At 46.6% G+C, this 14,377-nt stretch carries 18 protein-coding genes and 1 pseudogene; 13 read left to right on the forward strand and 6 right to left on the reverse strand.

The genetic code is table 11. The features are described 5' to 3' along the window. Positions 1-15 precede the first annotated feature (15 nt). Positions 16-591: a TetR/AcrR family transcriptional regulator gene (locus ABWV76_RS08860; RefSeq protein ID WP_353375790.1), complete on the reverse strand. Its 576-nt coding sequence runs from the start codon at positions 589-591 to the stop codon at positions 16-18. A gap of 135 nt (positions 592-726) precedes the next feature. On the opposite strand from ABWV76_RS08860, the gene ABWV76_RS08865 reads away from it, so the two are divergent. From ABWV76_RS08865 to ABWV76_RS08925, 13 genes and pseudogenes are all read left to right on the forward strand, one after another. Then, on the forward strand, positions 727-1,125 hold the full coding sequence (locus ABWV76_RS08865; RefSeq protein WP_353375791.1) for a GFA family protein: 399 nt from the start codon (positions 727-729) through the stop codon (positions 1,123-1,125). A 231-nt stretch (positions 1,126-1,356) separates the two neighbouring features. Continuing rightward, entirely contained in the window at positions 1,357-1,842 is a 486-nt protein-coding gene (locus ABWV76_RS08870) for a hypothetical protein (protein ID WP_353375792.1), read from the forward strand. Between the two features lie 966 nt (positions 1,843-2,808). Next, on the forward strand, positions 2,809-3,072 hold the full coding sequence (locus ABWV76_RS08875; protein ID WP_020413743.1) for a hypothetical protein: 264 nt from the start codon (positions 2,809-2,811) through the stop codon (positions 3,070-3,072). Positions 3,073-3,184: 112 nt separating this feature from the next. Beyond that, on the forward strand, positions 3,185-3,817 hold the full coding sequence (locus ABWV76_RS08880; protein WP_353375793.1) for a class I SAM-dependent methyltransferase: 633 nt from the start codon (positions 3,185-3,187) through the stop codon (positions 3,815-3,817). A 153-nt stretch (positions 3,818-3,970) separates the two neighbouring features. Continuing rightward, entirely contained in the window at positions 3,971-4,360 is a 390-nt protein-coding gene (locus tag ABWV76_RS08885) for a VOC family protein (protein ID WP_282951951.1), read from the forward strand. 23 nt (positions 4,361-4,383) lie between these two features. After that, a pseudogene (locus ABWV76_RS08890) lies at positions 4,384-4,461 on the forward strand (MBL fold metallo-hydrolase); the annotation flags it as partial. A 36-nt stretch (positions 4,462-4,497) separates the two neighbouring features. Continuing rightward, complete coding sequence (locus ABWV76_RS08895; RefSeq protein WP_353375794.1) at positions 4,498-4,950, forward strand: MBL fold metallo-hydrolase; 453 nt, start codon at positions 4,498-4,500, stop codon at positions 4,948-4,950. Between the two features lie 31 nt (positions 4,951-4,981). Then, complete coding sequence (locus ABWV76_RS08900; protein ID WP_353375795.1) at positions 4,982-6,160, forward strand: alpha/beta hydrolase; 1,179 nt, start codon at positions 4,982-4,984, stop codon at positions 6,158-6,160. Between the two features lie 408 nt (positions 6,161-6,568). Beyond that, the gene (locus ABWV76_RS08905) at positions 6,569-7,360 is read left to right on the forward strand and encodes a hypothetical protein (protein ID WP_353375796.1); all 792 of its coding nucleotides are present in this window, start codon (positions 6,569-6,571) and stop codon (positions 7,358-7,360) included. Between the two features lie 108 nt (positions 7,361-7,468). Further along, a complete protein-coding gene (locus ABWV76_RS08910) occupies positions 7,469-7,870 on the forward strand; it encodes a hypothetical protein (RefSeq protein WP_020413750.1) in 402 nt (133 codons plus the stop codon). A gap of 99 nt (positions 7,871-7,969) precedes the next feature. After that, positions 7,970-8,485 carry a ClbS/DfsB family four-helix bundle protein gene (locus tag ABWV76_RS08915; RefSeq protein WP_353375797.1) on the forward strand — a complete coding sequence of 172 codons (516 nt, stop codon included), beginning with the start codon at positions 7,970-7,972 and terminating at the stop codon, positions 8,483-8,485. 115 nt (positions 8,486-8,600) lie between these two features. After that, positions 8,601-9,053: a GNAT family N-acetyltransferase gene (locus ABWV76_RS08920; protein WP_020413752.1), complete on the forward strand. Its 453-nt coding sequence runs from the start codon at positions 8,601-8,603 to the stop codon at positions 9,051-9,053. 54 nt (positions 9,054-9,107) lie between these two features. Further along, positions 9,108-9,584, forward strand: coding sequence for a hypothetical protein (locus ABWV76_RS08925; RefSeq protein ID WP_353375798.1), 477 nt, complete (start codon positions 9,108-9,110; stop codon positions 9,582-9,584). Positions 9,585-9,850: 266 nt separating this feature from the next. Here the strand turns inward: ABWV76_RS08925 and can are convergent, their stop codons facing one another. From can to narH, 5 genes are read right to left on the reverse strand one after another with little or no spacing between them, the layout of a single operon-like run. After that, a complete protein-coding gene (can, locus tag ABWV76_RS08930) occupies positions 9,851-10,498 on the reverse strand; it encodes a carbonate dehydratase (protein ID WP_353375799.1) in 648 nt (215 codons plus the stop codon). Position 10,499: 1 nt separating this feature from the next. Beyond that, on the reverse strand, positions 10,500-11,324 hold the full coding sequence (locus ABWV76_RS08935) for a peptidylprolyl isomerase (protein ID WP_353375800.1): 825 nt from the start codon (positions 11,322-11,324) through the stop codon (positions 10,500-10,502). A gap of 55 nt (positions 11,325-11,379) precedes the next feature. After that, positions 11,380-12,069 (reverse strand): respiratory nitrate reductase subunit gamma, encoded by a 690-nt coding sequence (gene narI / locus ABWV76_RS08940; RefSeq protein ID WP_020413756.1) that lies wholly within the window; start codon positions 12,067-12,069, stop codon positions 11,380-11,382. A 4-nt stretch (positions 12,070-12,073) separates the two neighbouring features. Continuing rightward, complete coding sequence (narJ, locus tag ABWV76_RS08945) at positions 12,074-12,808, reverse strand: nitrate reductase molybdenum cofactor assembly chaperone (RefSeq protein WP_353375801.1); 735 nt, start codon at positions 12,806-12,808, stop codon at positions 12,074-12,076. A 19-nt stretch (positions 12,809-12,827) separates the two neighbouring features. Then, positions 12,828-14,375 (reverse strand): nitrate reductase subunit beta, encoded by a 1,548-nt coding sequence (gene narH / locus ABWV76_RS08950; protein ID WP_020413758.1) that lies wholly within the window; start codon positions 14,373-14,375, stop codon positions 12,828-12,830. Positions 14,376-14,377 lie beyond the last annotated feature (2 nt).

Genomic DNA, 14,377 nt, shown 5'->3' on the forward strand with positions numbered 1-14,377 from the left:
CCCATGTATGCAGCGTTATATTCCACCCAATTTCAACCCCGCCTGTTGGCGACACGCTTGCAATAATTTTGTAACGGAACTCTCGTTACCTATGATTCTTGCTATGGCTACTGCACCAATGAGCATTGCAGTTACTGACAAAATGTCATCTTCGTCGCAATCAACATAGCTTTTAGCGTATTCCAAAATTGCTTGGTTCATGCCATCGTAGATGCTTGCATAAGTTGCTTTTGTTTCTTCATCCTGCATGGTTATATCCGTAGCTAAAAATGCAAGTGGACATGGGTATTCACCCCGCACATGCTCTAAGCTAAGGTATCCATCAAGCAGTAGGCATAGCCATTCCTTATCGGTAGTGCCATCTGGTTTAAGTTCGGCAAGCTTAGTGCCATTGACTGCAAATTTTAAGGACTCGCGATACAACACTGCCTTGCTGTCAAAGTGAGCATAAAACGCTCCTCTGGTGAGCCCGCAATCTTTCATCACTCCATCCACTGTAATGCCATCAAAACCCTTGACCGTAAAAAGCCTGAATGCGCTTTCAAGAATTCGTCTACGAGTAATTTCCTTATGCTCTTTTGTATAAGGCATGAGTTCTTATGTGCCTACAATTTAATATGATCTGTATCATATATTATATGTCGTTTAACATGTAGCTTTATCTTAAACCGAAGAAAATAAAATAAATGAATATAACCAACGGTTTTATTTCACGGAGATGCGAAATTGAATAAAATAAAAGGCGGCTGTCATTGTGGTTCTGTAGCTTGGGAATTTGATCTTCCTATTAAGACAGTAGTGAAGTGTCATTGCTCTATGTGTAGAAAGTTACAAGGCTCTGATCACGGTACATATGCTGTTGTTCCAAAAGAACAATTCTCATTATCTAAAGGTGAAGACTCGGTTATCAGTTACCAAGCTACCGAAAAATCATACAAAAATTTCTGCTCCACATGTGGAACACCAACTCACCTTATTAACGGGAAGCATTTCCCGGCCGATTTTGTTTTACCACTAGGTATAATTAAAAATTATACTGATGAGCTAGCACCACAAATCCAAGTGTATACCTCAGAAAAACCACCTTGGTCGAACATCCATGATGATGTGCCACTATTTAGCTAAGGATATAAATCGGGTAGCCGGTAGCTTCTAGCTACCGGCCCCACACCGCCCATAGTGCGGTGCTGCTCGCAAGAAGGTGGACCTCTGTTGAATAGCCGTATTTGTCTGTTGATGTCACACCCCTTTGAGCTTTCCAGGCCCTGGCGTTCAGCGGTGCTATCCCTGTACTCTAAATACAACTCTCACCTACGATCTGGTAATATCGCTTACTTTTTAAGTATAGAATGGACGATGAGAAAATATATTTTATATATCTGGTTACTAATTTCCTCAAGCAGCATATGTGCGGAAGTATTCAATGTTAAGACTGAACCAGGTAACGGAAGCCGCATCAAACAAGTGGCGATATCTTGGAATATCCCGTTTGATAAACCTTATGGAAAACTCAGCGAAGATCAGAAGAAAAGATTCACTTCCATATATGAAAATCTAAATGAAGGCGATGAGCCTCCATTTCCTGTTAATGGGCTTCAGGAACTCTATATGCCTATATATGCTGGGCATAAAAAGCTATTGAAAAAAGGGAAATTACATATCATAGCTTTAATTGATGAAGAGGGTAAGGTAGAGAGTATTTCTGTATTCGATACTCCGAGCGAACTTATGACTAAATTAGCAATTGTGGTATTGAGGGAGACCGAATTTAAGCCCGCTAAATGTTCGGGTTCACCGTGTAAAATGGATTTTCCATTGTTTATGAATCTGAAAGTGAGGTAGCAGAAAATTAAATCGGGTAACCGGTAGTTTCTAGCTACCGGCCTCCACACCATCCATCGTACGGGTCCGCAATGGGCGGCTCCCTATCCGTAATGAATTTCTACTCAACGATAGTGTCGAGCAGGTCTTCATTTGAGTCGAGTGCCATGTCAGTGCGCTACCTCAACTTTATATCCGATTGGAAACATATCGGTAGGCTAGCCCTGTCTTTTAACTCATGGATTTAGGTTCAAGCCTTCACCATGACCAAGGTATTAATCTTGGCATTAGGCTACTATGCTGTCGGCTGAGTTCTGCCAAATCACTTTGGTCATTACTGACCGAGGCGCTGCGGTGTTCCACCACTTTGTTCTATCCCCGCGATGGTGGCTAGCGGGTGGGCCTACTTATGATTCTGCGGCCACACTGGCAGCTTCAGCAATAGTAAGTTAAACAGATCTCCCCAGATAAGAGCGTGAACTTCCACTACACAACTGCATCATTTACTCTACCCATTAGCGGCGTCCTTGGCCAACTCGCCTTTAGGTTAAGCCTTATATGACGTTTCTGTTCATCAGCTGGTAGTTTTGCTAATGGCCTCTTTCTCTCTATGTTGCAGTTGCCATTCGCTGGTAGTTAGCATTTAATGGAATGCCATTAAATGGTGATCTTCCTACAGGGAAGTTTCATCCTATTAGTTCACGCCTATGCTGGGCGTACCAAATGCCTGCAATCTGATCCCCGGTTGCTGTTACCTTTTTTTGCCACAATACCGGCAAAAAATGCGCCAGTAGCCTCCGGCAATTGAGGCAAGCGTATCTTTCATCGTAATTGGCACTAATTATTATGCTCTTTAAGGGATCGTGTAAATGTAACCGTTGGCGGGTTGAAGTTCAGTTAGCTGGACCGCTCGAAGGTTTGAATCCGCGCGTTTGCGATTGTAATTATTGCCAAGCCAACCCGTCACTTATTATAAGTGATCCGAATATGTCAGTGGCTTTCATTGGTGATGGGATTTCAACCAAACAAAATGGTGATCAGCTTGCTAATTTCTACCATTGCAAAGCTTGTAATGAACTACTAGCCGTAGGTTGCAATATAAATGGTCAGCTTCGCGGGGCAGTAAATTCCAATTTATTGGAAGGCGTGAATCAACTTGGCAATCCTATTCAAATTCAGCCAAGACTCTTGAGTGCCGATGAAAAGCTTGAACGCTGGGATAAGTTGTGGGGTGTCCTTAATGGGTTTTAGAAATATAAAATATTGAGGCTTTCGGACGCTTCGGTCCGCAGCTTGAGGCTTTATGAATCAGGGAGTAAATAAACAGCGTCGATAACGCCTTGGCGTTTATATAGGAACTGATATGACTAGGTCTGATAAGTTCTGGGATAGAAAAGCAAAGGAGTATGCTAGGAGCCCTATTTCTGACGAGGCAAGTTATCAGAAGAAGCTCTCAGATACCCAAAAATTCTTTACGCCCGATATGAATATTTTGGAGTTTGGCTGCGGAACAGGGACTACGGCGATTTACCACGCTCCGTATGTGCAACATATTGAAGCGGTAGATATATCTGAAAACATGCTTGAGATTGGTCGAACTAAGGCCAGGGAAGCCTGCATCGATAATATTAGATTTACCAGAGGTACGTTAACCGAATTCAATGCTGAGTCTGAGAGTTTTGATGCAGTATTGGGTTTAAATGTTATTCACTTACTACCAAATAGAAAAGATGTTTTGGCAGAAGCTGCTAGAATCCTCAAGCCTGGTGGTGTTTTCGTGAGTAGTACCGTTTGTATGGGCAATTCCTATATACGGTTTATTAAGCTCTTAGCACCTCTGGGAAAATTCATGGGCATAATGCCCGATGTCTTCATCCTAACAAAAGTAAAATTAGCGAAAGAAATTCAAGACGCTGGTTTTACCATTGAAGTTCAATGGCAACATGGAATGCATAATATGGTAGTTTTCATTATTGCGCGTAAAATTGACTCATAATAGGGTGAGCTGAAGGCGGCGGGTATATTGGCCTTACTAGCCAAATAGAGAATAGCTCCGCGCCAACGTAAAATATGGATGATTTTTCTAAAACTTCGTTATGTCTCCAGAAATACAAACCATACTTAGATACTTAACAGTGAGGATGCTCAAATGAATACAAATGCAGTTTGTTGGTTTGAAATTTATGTAAATGATATGGTACGCGCAAAGTCCTTTTATGAAGCTGTTCTCAAGCAGGAGTTGACTCGACTAGACAATCCCGACGAAGTAAAAGATTTTCCTCAGCCCGAGATGTGGGCATTTCCAATGAAACAAGAGCCGGGGGCAAGCGGAGCAATTTGTAAAATGGATGGTGTTGAAGCTGGAGGTAATAGCACCCTAGTGTATTTTGATTGCGAAGATTGTTCTGTTGAACTGGCCAGAGTCGAACCAGCAGGTGGGAAGCTAGTAGTGCCAAAAATGTCTATTGGGGAGCATGGTTTTATCGCAATAGCGCAAGATACCGAAGGAAATAATATCGGTTTTCATTCAATGAAATAGCTAGTTCTCACCAGCAAACATTAATTCACAACAAGCCAATCTCTTTCATTTTAAACACACACGCACATTCTGACCACACCGGTGGAAACGAGTACTTTGAAAAGCGAGGTGGAAAACTTATAGAGAATACCTTTAACTTGGATAGCTTTACCCACATTAAAGTCAAGTCTCATTCAGCAATCGACAATATCTATTACCATAAGGAAAGTAATTCAATATTTGTCGGTGATGTATTCGATAAAAGCTGGCACCCAGTATTTTATTCTGGCGGAATTAAAGGCTTTAATGAAGCGATTGATGCTATTTTAAATCTATGTGATGAGCAAAGCTTGATAATACCGGGGCATGGTGTTCCATCAAGTAAACTCTCATTACTTGAATTTAGGAAAAATACTTTCGAATGGGTAAACAAAATTCGAGAGCTTCTTAAAAAAGGGGTGGGTGTGGGAGAAATAATGATAGATACACAAGTTAAGGATATTTTGGGAAAATTCAATGTAAAGAACAAATCCCCATTCCTCCCCCAAAAAGCTTATAGAAGCTTTATAGAAAGAAATATTTCAGTGATTAATGATGAGAAAAGCCTATAAATAGGTATTAAGCCCATATAGGAGCCTAAAAATGAGGCTATATATTAAGGTGTTGCATGCGTTCTTCTTTTCTTTAGTCTCTTTGGGAGCCCAGGCTGTGCAGAGTTGGACGGTCGAAAAAACCAAGGTAAATGCTCACCTTTATCCAGGTGAGGAGATGCTACTAACCAACGGCATAGAAACACTGAATTATTTCAAAGCCGGCGATCCTCAAAAACCTCTGGTGATCTTCGTTCCGGGTGGGTTTCATCTAGCTCGTGTCGCCTATGGCTACCCTGGTGGCGACGAGAAGGATTTTCTCGCCTATTGGTTTGGGCAGAAAGGGTTTTCTTTTCTTGGCGCATCTTATCCGACTGGAAACAAGGTCTATTCCAAGGTCTACCCTGCATTCTCGATCCGTGATTGGGGCAACCAAGTAGCTGCGGTCGCCAAACACTACGTGGACAAGCATGGGCTTTCGGGTGAGATCATTGTTCTTGGTTGGAGCGCAGGCGGGCAGATTACTCAATCAGTTTACGAGGCTTCACAGGCGGCCGGGCTGGATATGAGCCTTTACGTTTCAATTGCATCAACCCCACCTATCCCTTTGCTACTGGCTGCACCAAGTGCAATCTCAAAGTCAAAGAATGGGCTTTCGAAAGCGCCGCAATTCTACGAATTGTTTAAGAGGTACGTGACTGCTCAGAACAAGATGAACGGGCACGTTATTATTCCTTGGGAGACGTTCGAAAGTGATGTACTCGGAGAAATTCCGGTAGCCCTAAATGCGATTATGATTGCGTCTCGCTATGATAACGGCAACTTTGTACAGGATCTGGATTGGGCAATTGCCGATACAGGAGCCCTTAAATTTACCGACTTTCCCATGGTCGTCACAATCTCTGGTAATAAAGTGCTAGACAATGACCACGCGCTAACTGATCGAGGCAATTGGGGGCTTTATCAGGTTCAGCATTTATATCGAAATATCGCGCTTCCTGCTTTGTCAAAATCCGAAGAGATTGACCCGGAGAATTGGCAGAATTTAATGGATCAGTTTAGTTATGCAACCTCTGGTGCACTAAACGCCCGTGTCCCTGGCAATCACTTTTTTTGGTACGGTGAACTCGGAGCACGTGAAACAGTTACAAAGGTCGAGATGTTGCGCTTACGTGTGAGAAATGTCCTCTCTTCTATTGAGGCGTCTGTGGCTAAACTCAATGCACCGTAGTATTGCTTGTTCTACCTGGCGATCTTGCCCACCCATAGATTGCTCGCTGTTATTGTCGCCGTATTGCGACTGAGACCTCCGTTCCATCACTCCGCTTCTAGACTCCGGCCCCAAAAATTCGGCATTAAAAGCCTATGAAAATAGGACCCGCCCAAGCTACAAGGGTGTTGCTGTAACAAAAACTGAGAAGTTGACAGTCACTTTTTTAGTCGAGCTGCAAGATATAAGTTGTGCAGGAAATAAATAGAGCCTGGTTGAAGCTTTCTTGCAACTTTTGTCGGCGCTAGTGCCGGGGTAATTCAAACTTATTGAGTTTTAACGATTTGACCCTGTGATCTAAAGGAATAGAATAACGAGATATAATATAATTTCTTTTTAATACGCTATTAAATGGTACCAGAGTAATACATGGAAAAAGTGTCACTAAGAATTTGGGGGCTTCTAGGGGTGCTTTTATTTGTTCCTCTATTTCTATTTACATTCGCCGCTCCTCATATCATAGAAAAATCAGGCAGTTCCTTTATCGAATGGAAGCTTAAATCTGAAGCCGATAAAAGGATTGATGCCTTACGACTTCCTGCGCCAACGAAGCTAGAAGATCTGCTAGGTGCCAAAGCGCGAGAGTTTCGAGCTAAAACTGAGCGGGATCTTGAAAAGGTAAAGCAACAGCTCAAAGAAGATGCACCAGCCATTCTTGCAAATCAAATTGCAAAACTTCGAAATCTGGATTGCGAATGTCGAAGAAAATGGGAACGATCAATCAGGGTATCTATGCAGTCAAAGCTTGCCTCGCTTGAGACTGCCAAGACCAAACTAATTGATCTCAGCCATATCAAGTACATGGAAATTGTCCATAAATTAACTTTGGACGTACGTATTTTCTTGGCTACGAATTCAATTATTTTTATCTTTTTATTAATTGCTTCATTTATGCAGCCTAGGGCTATCAAACAATTATTCCTGCCTGCTGGGTTAATGCTGGCATCAACAGGTATATGCTCATATTTTTATCTCTTTGAGCAGAATTGGTTCTACACCATAATTTACAATGACTATACCGGTTTCGCATATGTTAGTTACTTGAGCTTTGTCTTTGCTATCTTATGTGACATCGTTTTTAATGGAGCCAGGATAACAACAGAAGCACTCAATGCCTGCCTTAAAGCTATTGGCCAGGCGGGGAGTCTAGTTCCGTGCTAAGGAATTGGATAATATTTATCATACAAGCCAACCAATTTCATGCACGGAAAACGTGCATCCGGCAACCCTAGCTTCTACGGCCACCCGCTTTTAGAGCATTAGCTTTTTATGATTGAGCGTTTCATACATTGGACTGAGTTCACTGTGGTGGTACTGCCATCTACAGCCATTATTTTGTTTGCCACTTTACTTTTTCCATTTGGAATATTACTCCGTCCTGAATTCATTATTCCAGCTTACATTGGTGGTATTCTTGGAGTATATTCATTATGGAGAATGTTTCTGTTTCTTGAGTTTAGGGTGAGCTTAATATTAACAAAATGTACTTATTATTATTTGTCTGGAGTACTAAGTATCGCTTGCTTATTTTTAGTTGGTGAAGTTAGTGTCAGTCAATTGTTTAAGCCGGTAACCACGCCATGGATTTTACCAATTTTAGTTGGTGCTCATTGGATATTTAAAATTTCCAAGGGTACTCTTGGAGATAAACAATTAGCATCAGCTGAATAGTTTTCCTTCAGCTCATTTTACGTTTGCTATGACATTAGCATGCAAACCATTTTGCTACAAAACTTCCGCTATGCTGGGCATTATGTAAATTAATCAACTATGTCATCAATACCCAAGAATAAAGAAGAGTTGCATCAAGCCATTCGAACCACTTTTGATAAACTTCTTACGGATTATTCAGAAATCCCGGAAGAATACTCACGACAAATTGGTGTTGAAGGTAATATAAAGAATACTGAGATAAGTGTTTGCGATACACTGTCATATTTGATTGGATGGGGAAAACTGGTCCTGAAATGGTATGACCTCACATCAAGAGGACTTAAGGTAGACTTTCCTGAAACAGGTTATCAATGGAATGAACTTGGTCGGTTAGCTCATCATTTTCACAGGCAATATCGAGATTGGTCTTATAAAAATCTGCTATCAGAGTTTCAATTAACTACCGAGCAAATATTGCAGCTAATCGAGTCACTGAGCAACGATGAACTCTATGCTAGAAGTTGGTATAAAAATTACACACTGGGACGAATGATTCAATTTAACACTTCATCCCCAATGAAAAATATTCGTACAAAAGTGCGAAAGTTCAAGAAATTAAAATGTAAGGAGTGAAGCTCATATACTAAGGTATATGCTTTTTATTTCGGCCTTACAGGCCCTACTGGAAATGCTACGCCTCACACGGCATGCCGATTCTCTCGGTATTACATATCTATCAGAATAATATATGAAAGTAGAGACAACAGGTAAAAGCGATTATTCAACGCTGATCGAAATATGGGAGGATTCTGTTCGAGCTACTCACGATTTTTTGCAAGAAGAGGATATTGTCATTCTTAAACCGCTCATATTAGAACAATACTTCGACTCAGTAGACCTGATGTGTGCAAAAAATGAGGATGGAAAGATTCTTGGATTCTGTGGAGTTCTTAACGGGAATATTGAAATGCTGTTCATTGCGCCTGAATCAAGAGGCTCAGGCGTTGGAACTTTTTTAACTAAGTATGCCATTGAAAATCTAGGTGTGACAAAAGTTGACGTCAACGAACAGAATCTTCAAGCCCTAGAGTTCTATAAGCATTTAGGTTTTACTGTAGTAGGTAGATCTCCGCTAGATGGTCAAGGAAAACCGTATCCTCTGCTACATATGGAGCTGGACAAAATTAATAAACTTAGGTGAACGGAAAAATCACTTCAGCCCCTTAATTTACAATTGCTAATGATGTTTTGTTTTATGAAATTTCTTATAGCTCTTTTTTTTATACTGATTAGCCTGAATACATCAGCCTGTATAATTGCCCCTGGAACGATTGCTCTTCAAAACCCTCAGAAAGTTATTAAACGTTCAAAATCCGTATTTAAAGGCAAACTTTTATCTTTAATGTATGTCCCAGCATATCTTCAGGTCGCTAAGTTTGAAGTGATAAAAATATATAAAGGGGAAAAGAAGAATTTTATTTCAGCAGTACATGATTATAATACCAGTTGTACCTTAAGAATACCGGATGACCAAGTTGGGAAAAATTATTTTGTCTTTGTTACAGAGGGTTCTGGTGAAAAAGACGATTTATATACGCTTATTTCTACAAAAAACTTTGACTTTATTGATGGTAAGTTCGTTATAAAGTCTAACAGGCTGCGCGAAGAGCGTGCCAAACAGAAGCAGCAAGAAATTCTGGCCGAGAAACAAATACAAGCTGATGAGCAGTAGTTAATTTCTGTAAATTGTAACTGAGATGATTATGGCTGAAGACCAATGCTTGAGCTTTATATTGATTTGCATCATATTGCACCTGAGGTGCAGATCAGAAGCGAGCTAGCCACATAACACTCACAGGCTCGGTATCGGCTTTTCCATTTCGACTTTGCCTTCATTTCAAAGCCGTGTATACCACGGGTGTTATACTGCGCCCAATTATTAGAAGCTTGAGCAGAAAATAACTTAGGGATTTTCTGATTAAGATACGCAGTAAAGCCTCACCCCTCCTCCGACACCCCACCATAAACATGATAAATCTCCGGCACCTGGCCGCGATCGTCCATCCGCATACCCAGGTCTCGAATCAGGCCATCGCGAATATCGTAGATCCAGCCGTGCAGGCTGAGGCGTTGGCCTCGGTCCCAGGCGTGCTGCACTATCTTGGTCATGGCCAGGTTTTGTACCTGTGCCATCACATTTAATTCGCACAATCGTGCCGAACGCGATTCTTTATCGAGGGATTCCAGTTCCTGCTGGTGGCGGGCGTAGACATCTTTGATATGGCGCAGCCAGTTATCCACCAGGCCACATTCACTGTGACCCATGGCGGCCTGTACACCGCCACAACCGTAATGGCCACACACCACCACGTGTTCCACTTTGAGTACTTCTACGGCGTATTGCAGCACCGAGAGGCAATTGAAGTCTGTATGTACCACCACGTTGGCGATATTGCGGTGTACGAATAGCTCCCCCGGTGCCATACCCACAATCTCGTTGGCGGGCACGCGGGAGTCGGAGCAGCCGATCCATAAATACTTGGGAACCTGCAGACGGCTCAGACGTTGGAAAAATTCCGGGTCCTTTGCCGTCCTCTCCTCTGCCCAGGCGCGATTTCGCGCGAACAGTTGGCGAATCTCTGCCACCTCAGTGGGCCTCCCCCGATAGGTCCAGGCCGGATATTTGCGCGGCCTGCACCATTTTTTGCAGGTAGTCGCTGGTCATTTGGCGGCGGCGTTTTTCGGTCAGGTATTCCTCGATTCGCTCCGCAACATATTCATATTCCAACGGGCGGCCCGGCTCGCATTGCTCTACATAAATCAGGTGTACACCGTAAGGTGTTTCCACGGGTTCCGCTACCAAACCGGTGCCCTGCTCGAACACTGCGCGCTCGAAGGAGGCGACGGTATCACCGCGCCCCACTTGGCCGAGACTGCCGCCGGCTTCGGCGGAGGAACAGGCGGAGTGGGATTGGGCCAACTGGGCGAAGGCCTGTAGCGGATTGGCATCGGCACGGATCTGCTTGAGCATATCCTCGGCGGCGGCGCGCGCTTTGGCGCAAGCTTCGGAGTCATCCGGTGCGGCCGGGATCAGGATATGGCGCACTTCGGCGAGGGGATCGGAGCGGAATTTATGTGGGTGGGCTTCGAAATAGGCGCGGCACTCGGCTTCACTGGCCGGGCTCACTTGTAACTCGCCTTTTAAAAGGTCTGAAACTGCGTGATCGAAAGCTTCGCTATGCAGATCTTCATCGGCGGCGCAAAGCCCCTGCCCCGCGGCCTTTTCCCGTAAAAGCCAACCGATAACCAGGGCCCGCGCTGCGCGATAAATCGCTTGGCGCGGGGAGTTGGCGGTCTGGTATTGCATCTCCTGGTAAATCAGGTCTGCGGGGATTTCATTGCCGTTAACGGCCACGGCTTCAGCCAGTTCGAATTCGCGCCCGGCGGCGTCGGAGGCCAGTAATGCACTCATGACTCTACTCCACACAAGGCCCGCTCATAGCGGGCCGGGTTAACAATTGCTGGGATTAGCGCGCGGCTTTGGCGCGGACTATTTGGTAATTGCGGCGGAAGTACTGCACCGGAACACTCCATACGTGTACCAGGCGGCTGAAGGGGAACAGCAGGAACAGGGTCATGCCGAGGAAAATATGCAGCTTGTAGATGATATTCACGTCGGCGATAGCCGCTGCGGCTGCGGAGCCATCGAGGGTGACAATGGACTGGGCCCAGGCCATCAGTTTGAGCATCTCGGCACCGTCCATATGGCCGGCGGAAACCAGGATGCTGATCAGGCCGAGGATTAACTGGGCGTAGAGCATCAACAGTATGGTCAGGTCCATTTTGGAAGTGGTGGCGCGCACTCGCGGATTGGTGAGGCGGCGCTTGATCAAAATGGTAAGGCCAATAAAGCAGATCACCCCGAAGAAACCACCGATCCCCATTGCCATCATCTGCTTGGTGGAGGCTTCAATGCCGAGGAAGTGCCACACCGCTTTGGGCGTGAGCAGGCCGACAAAGTGGCCCGCGAGAATGGCGATCACCCCGATATGGAACAGGTAACTGCCGATGCGCAATTGTTTGCGCTCCAATAACTGACTGGAGCCGGTGCGCCAGGTGTATTGGTCGCGGTCGTAGCGGATCAGGCTCCCCACCAGGAAGACCGTGAGGGCGACGAAAGGGTAAATGGCGAAGAGCAGCGTATTCAGATAGTTCATCTTGTTACTCCTGTGGTGCGGGCTGGGCAGAATTCTGCGCGGCATCTTTGGCACTGGGGGCCCAGGTAAGGGGCTGGCCGTCGCGCAGCTGCGCGGCGCTGGGCCGCGATATGGACTGGTCGCAATTGTTGGCGCCGGTAAAGCTGACCACCTCTTCCTCCCAGATCTTATCCAGCGCCTCGGGGGTATCGTCGCGCTCCTCATTGGCGACTTCCTCTTTGAGCGCCGTCAGGTCGACGAAGACTCCAGCCATCTGCAACAGCGCATCCATCAACAGGTGGTAGGGGCTCTCGCGCTTGGAAAGACGCGCGCTTAACAGGGCAATCACATGGGTAATATCGTGCACCCACTCATAGGCACCCTCACCTTGGGTGGCGCAGAACTCCAGGTAGGTGGGCAGGTAATCTGGCAGTTCGCGCTCATTCAGCTCCAGCCCGGCGGCTCGGTAACGGTTCATCAGGTCCACCATGGCCTGGCCGCGATCGCGGGATTCGCCGTGAATATGCTCGAACAGGTGCAGGGACACGGCGCGGCCACGCTCAAACAGGCCGTCGTATTCACTCTGCCAGTCGAGCGCATCCATACACTCGTAGTGGGAAATAAATGCCAGCAACATATCCCGCAGGGGTGCATCCAGATCCTCGGATTCCGCCACCCAGTTGGTCAGCTCATCCAGGTGCGCCACCAGCTCTTCGGATGGGTAATCCAGTAGGCGGGCAATCAGGTTTAACACTTTCATCGGTATTCTCCCCTCGGCCTCAGTCGACCACTTTGGCTGGTATTACTTCGCGCACTGCGTGCTGCTTGCCGCCGAAGATATTGGTGCTGTCGTTGCCGGTGCTACAGCCGTTGCCGAAGCTGAAACCACAGGAGGACTTCATGTCGTAGGCGTTTTCCGCGTAGGCCTTATGGCTTGAGGGCACTACGAAGCGGTCTTCGTAGTTGGCCAGGGCCATATAGCGATACATTTCTTCTACCTGCTGTACGGTCAGGCCCGCCTCTTCCAGTAGTTCGCGTTCCTGTACGCCGTCCACATGGATGCCGCGCATATAGGCGCGCATCACAATCATGCGCTCCAGGGCGCGGGCCACTGGCTTCTCGTCGCCAGCGGTGAGCAGGTTGGCGAGGTATTGCAGCGGGATGCGCAGGGTGGAGAGATCCGGGATCTCGGCGCTGCGGCCCACGGTGACGGTTTCCACTTGGCCGGCCTGCACTGCGTTCTGGATCGGAGACAGCGGCGGCACGTACCAAACCATGGGCAGGGTGCGGTACTCCGGGTGCAGCGGCAGGGCGATCTGCCAGTCGATGGCCATCTTGTACACCGGGGATTGTTGCGCAGCTTCGAGCCAGGCTTCGGGGATACCCTCGGCGCGGGCAGCTTCCTGGACCTTGGGATCGCTGGGGTCGAGGAAGATATCGCACTGGGCCTGGTAGAGGGCTTTTTCGTCTTCTACCGCAGCAGCTTCCTCGATGCGGTCGGCGTCATAGAGCAGCACCCCCAGGTAACGGATACGGCCCACGCAGGTCTCGGAACAGATAGTTGGTTGGCCCGCCTCAATACGCGGGTAGCAGAAGATACACTTCTCGGATTTACCGGTTTTCCAGTTGTAGTAGATCTTCTTGTAGGGGCAGGCGGATACGCACATGCGCCAGCCGCGACATTTGTCCTGATCGATCAGGACGATGCCGTCCTCTTCGCGCTTGTAGATGGCACCACTTGGGCAGGAGGCCACACAGGCGGGATTGAGGCAGTGCTCACACAGGCGCGGCAGGTACATCATAAAGGTGTTTTCGAACTCACCGTAGATATCTGCCTGGACCTGCTCGAAGTTCTTGTCCTTCTTGCGCTTGTCGAATTCGGTACCGAGAATTTCTTCCCAGTTGGGACCCCACTCGATCTTCTCCATACGCTCGCCACTGATCAGCGAGCGCGGGCGGGCCACCGGCTGGTGCTTCTGCTCCGGCGCCTTGTGCAGGGTCTGGTAGTCGAAGTCGAACGGCTCGTAGTAGTCGTCGATTTCCGGCATATCCGGGTTGCCGAAAATATTCGCCAGCACCCGGTGCTTGCTGCCGATCTTCGGCTGCAACTTGCCGTTTTTCTTGCGGGTCCAGCCGCCATTCCACTTGTCCTGGTTCTCCCACTCTTTGGGGTAGCCGACGCCGGGTTTGGTCTCGACGTTATTGAACCAGGCGTACTCGACCCCCTCGCGGGAGGTCCAGACATTTTTACAGGTCACCGAGCAGGTGTGGCAGCCGATACATTTATCGAGGTTCAGCACCATGCCGATCTGGGCTCTAACTTTCATTG

Source organism: Microbulbifer sp. NBRC 101763, from assembly GCF_040371615.1.
Classification (GTDB): Bacteria; Pseudomonadota; Gammaproteobacteria; order Pseudomonadales; family Cellvibrionaceae; genus Microbulbifer; species Microbulbifer variabilis.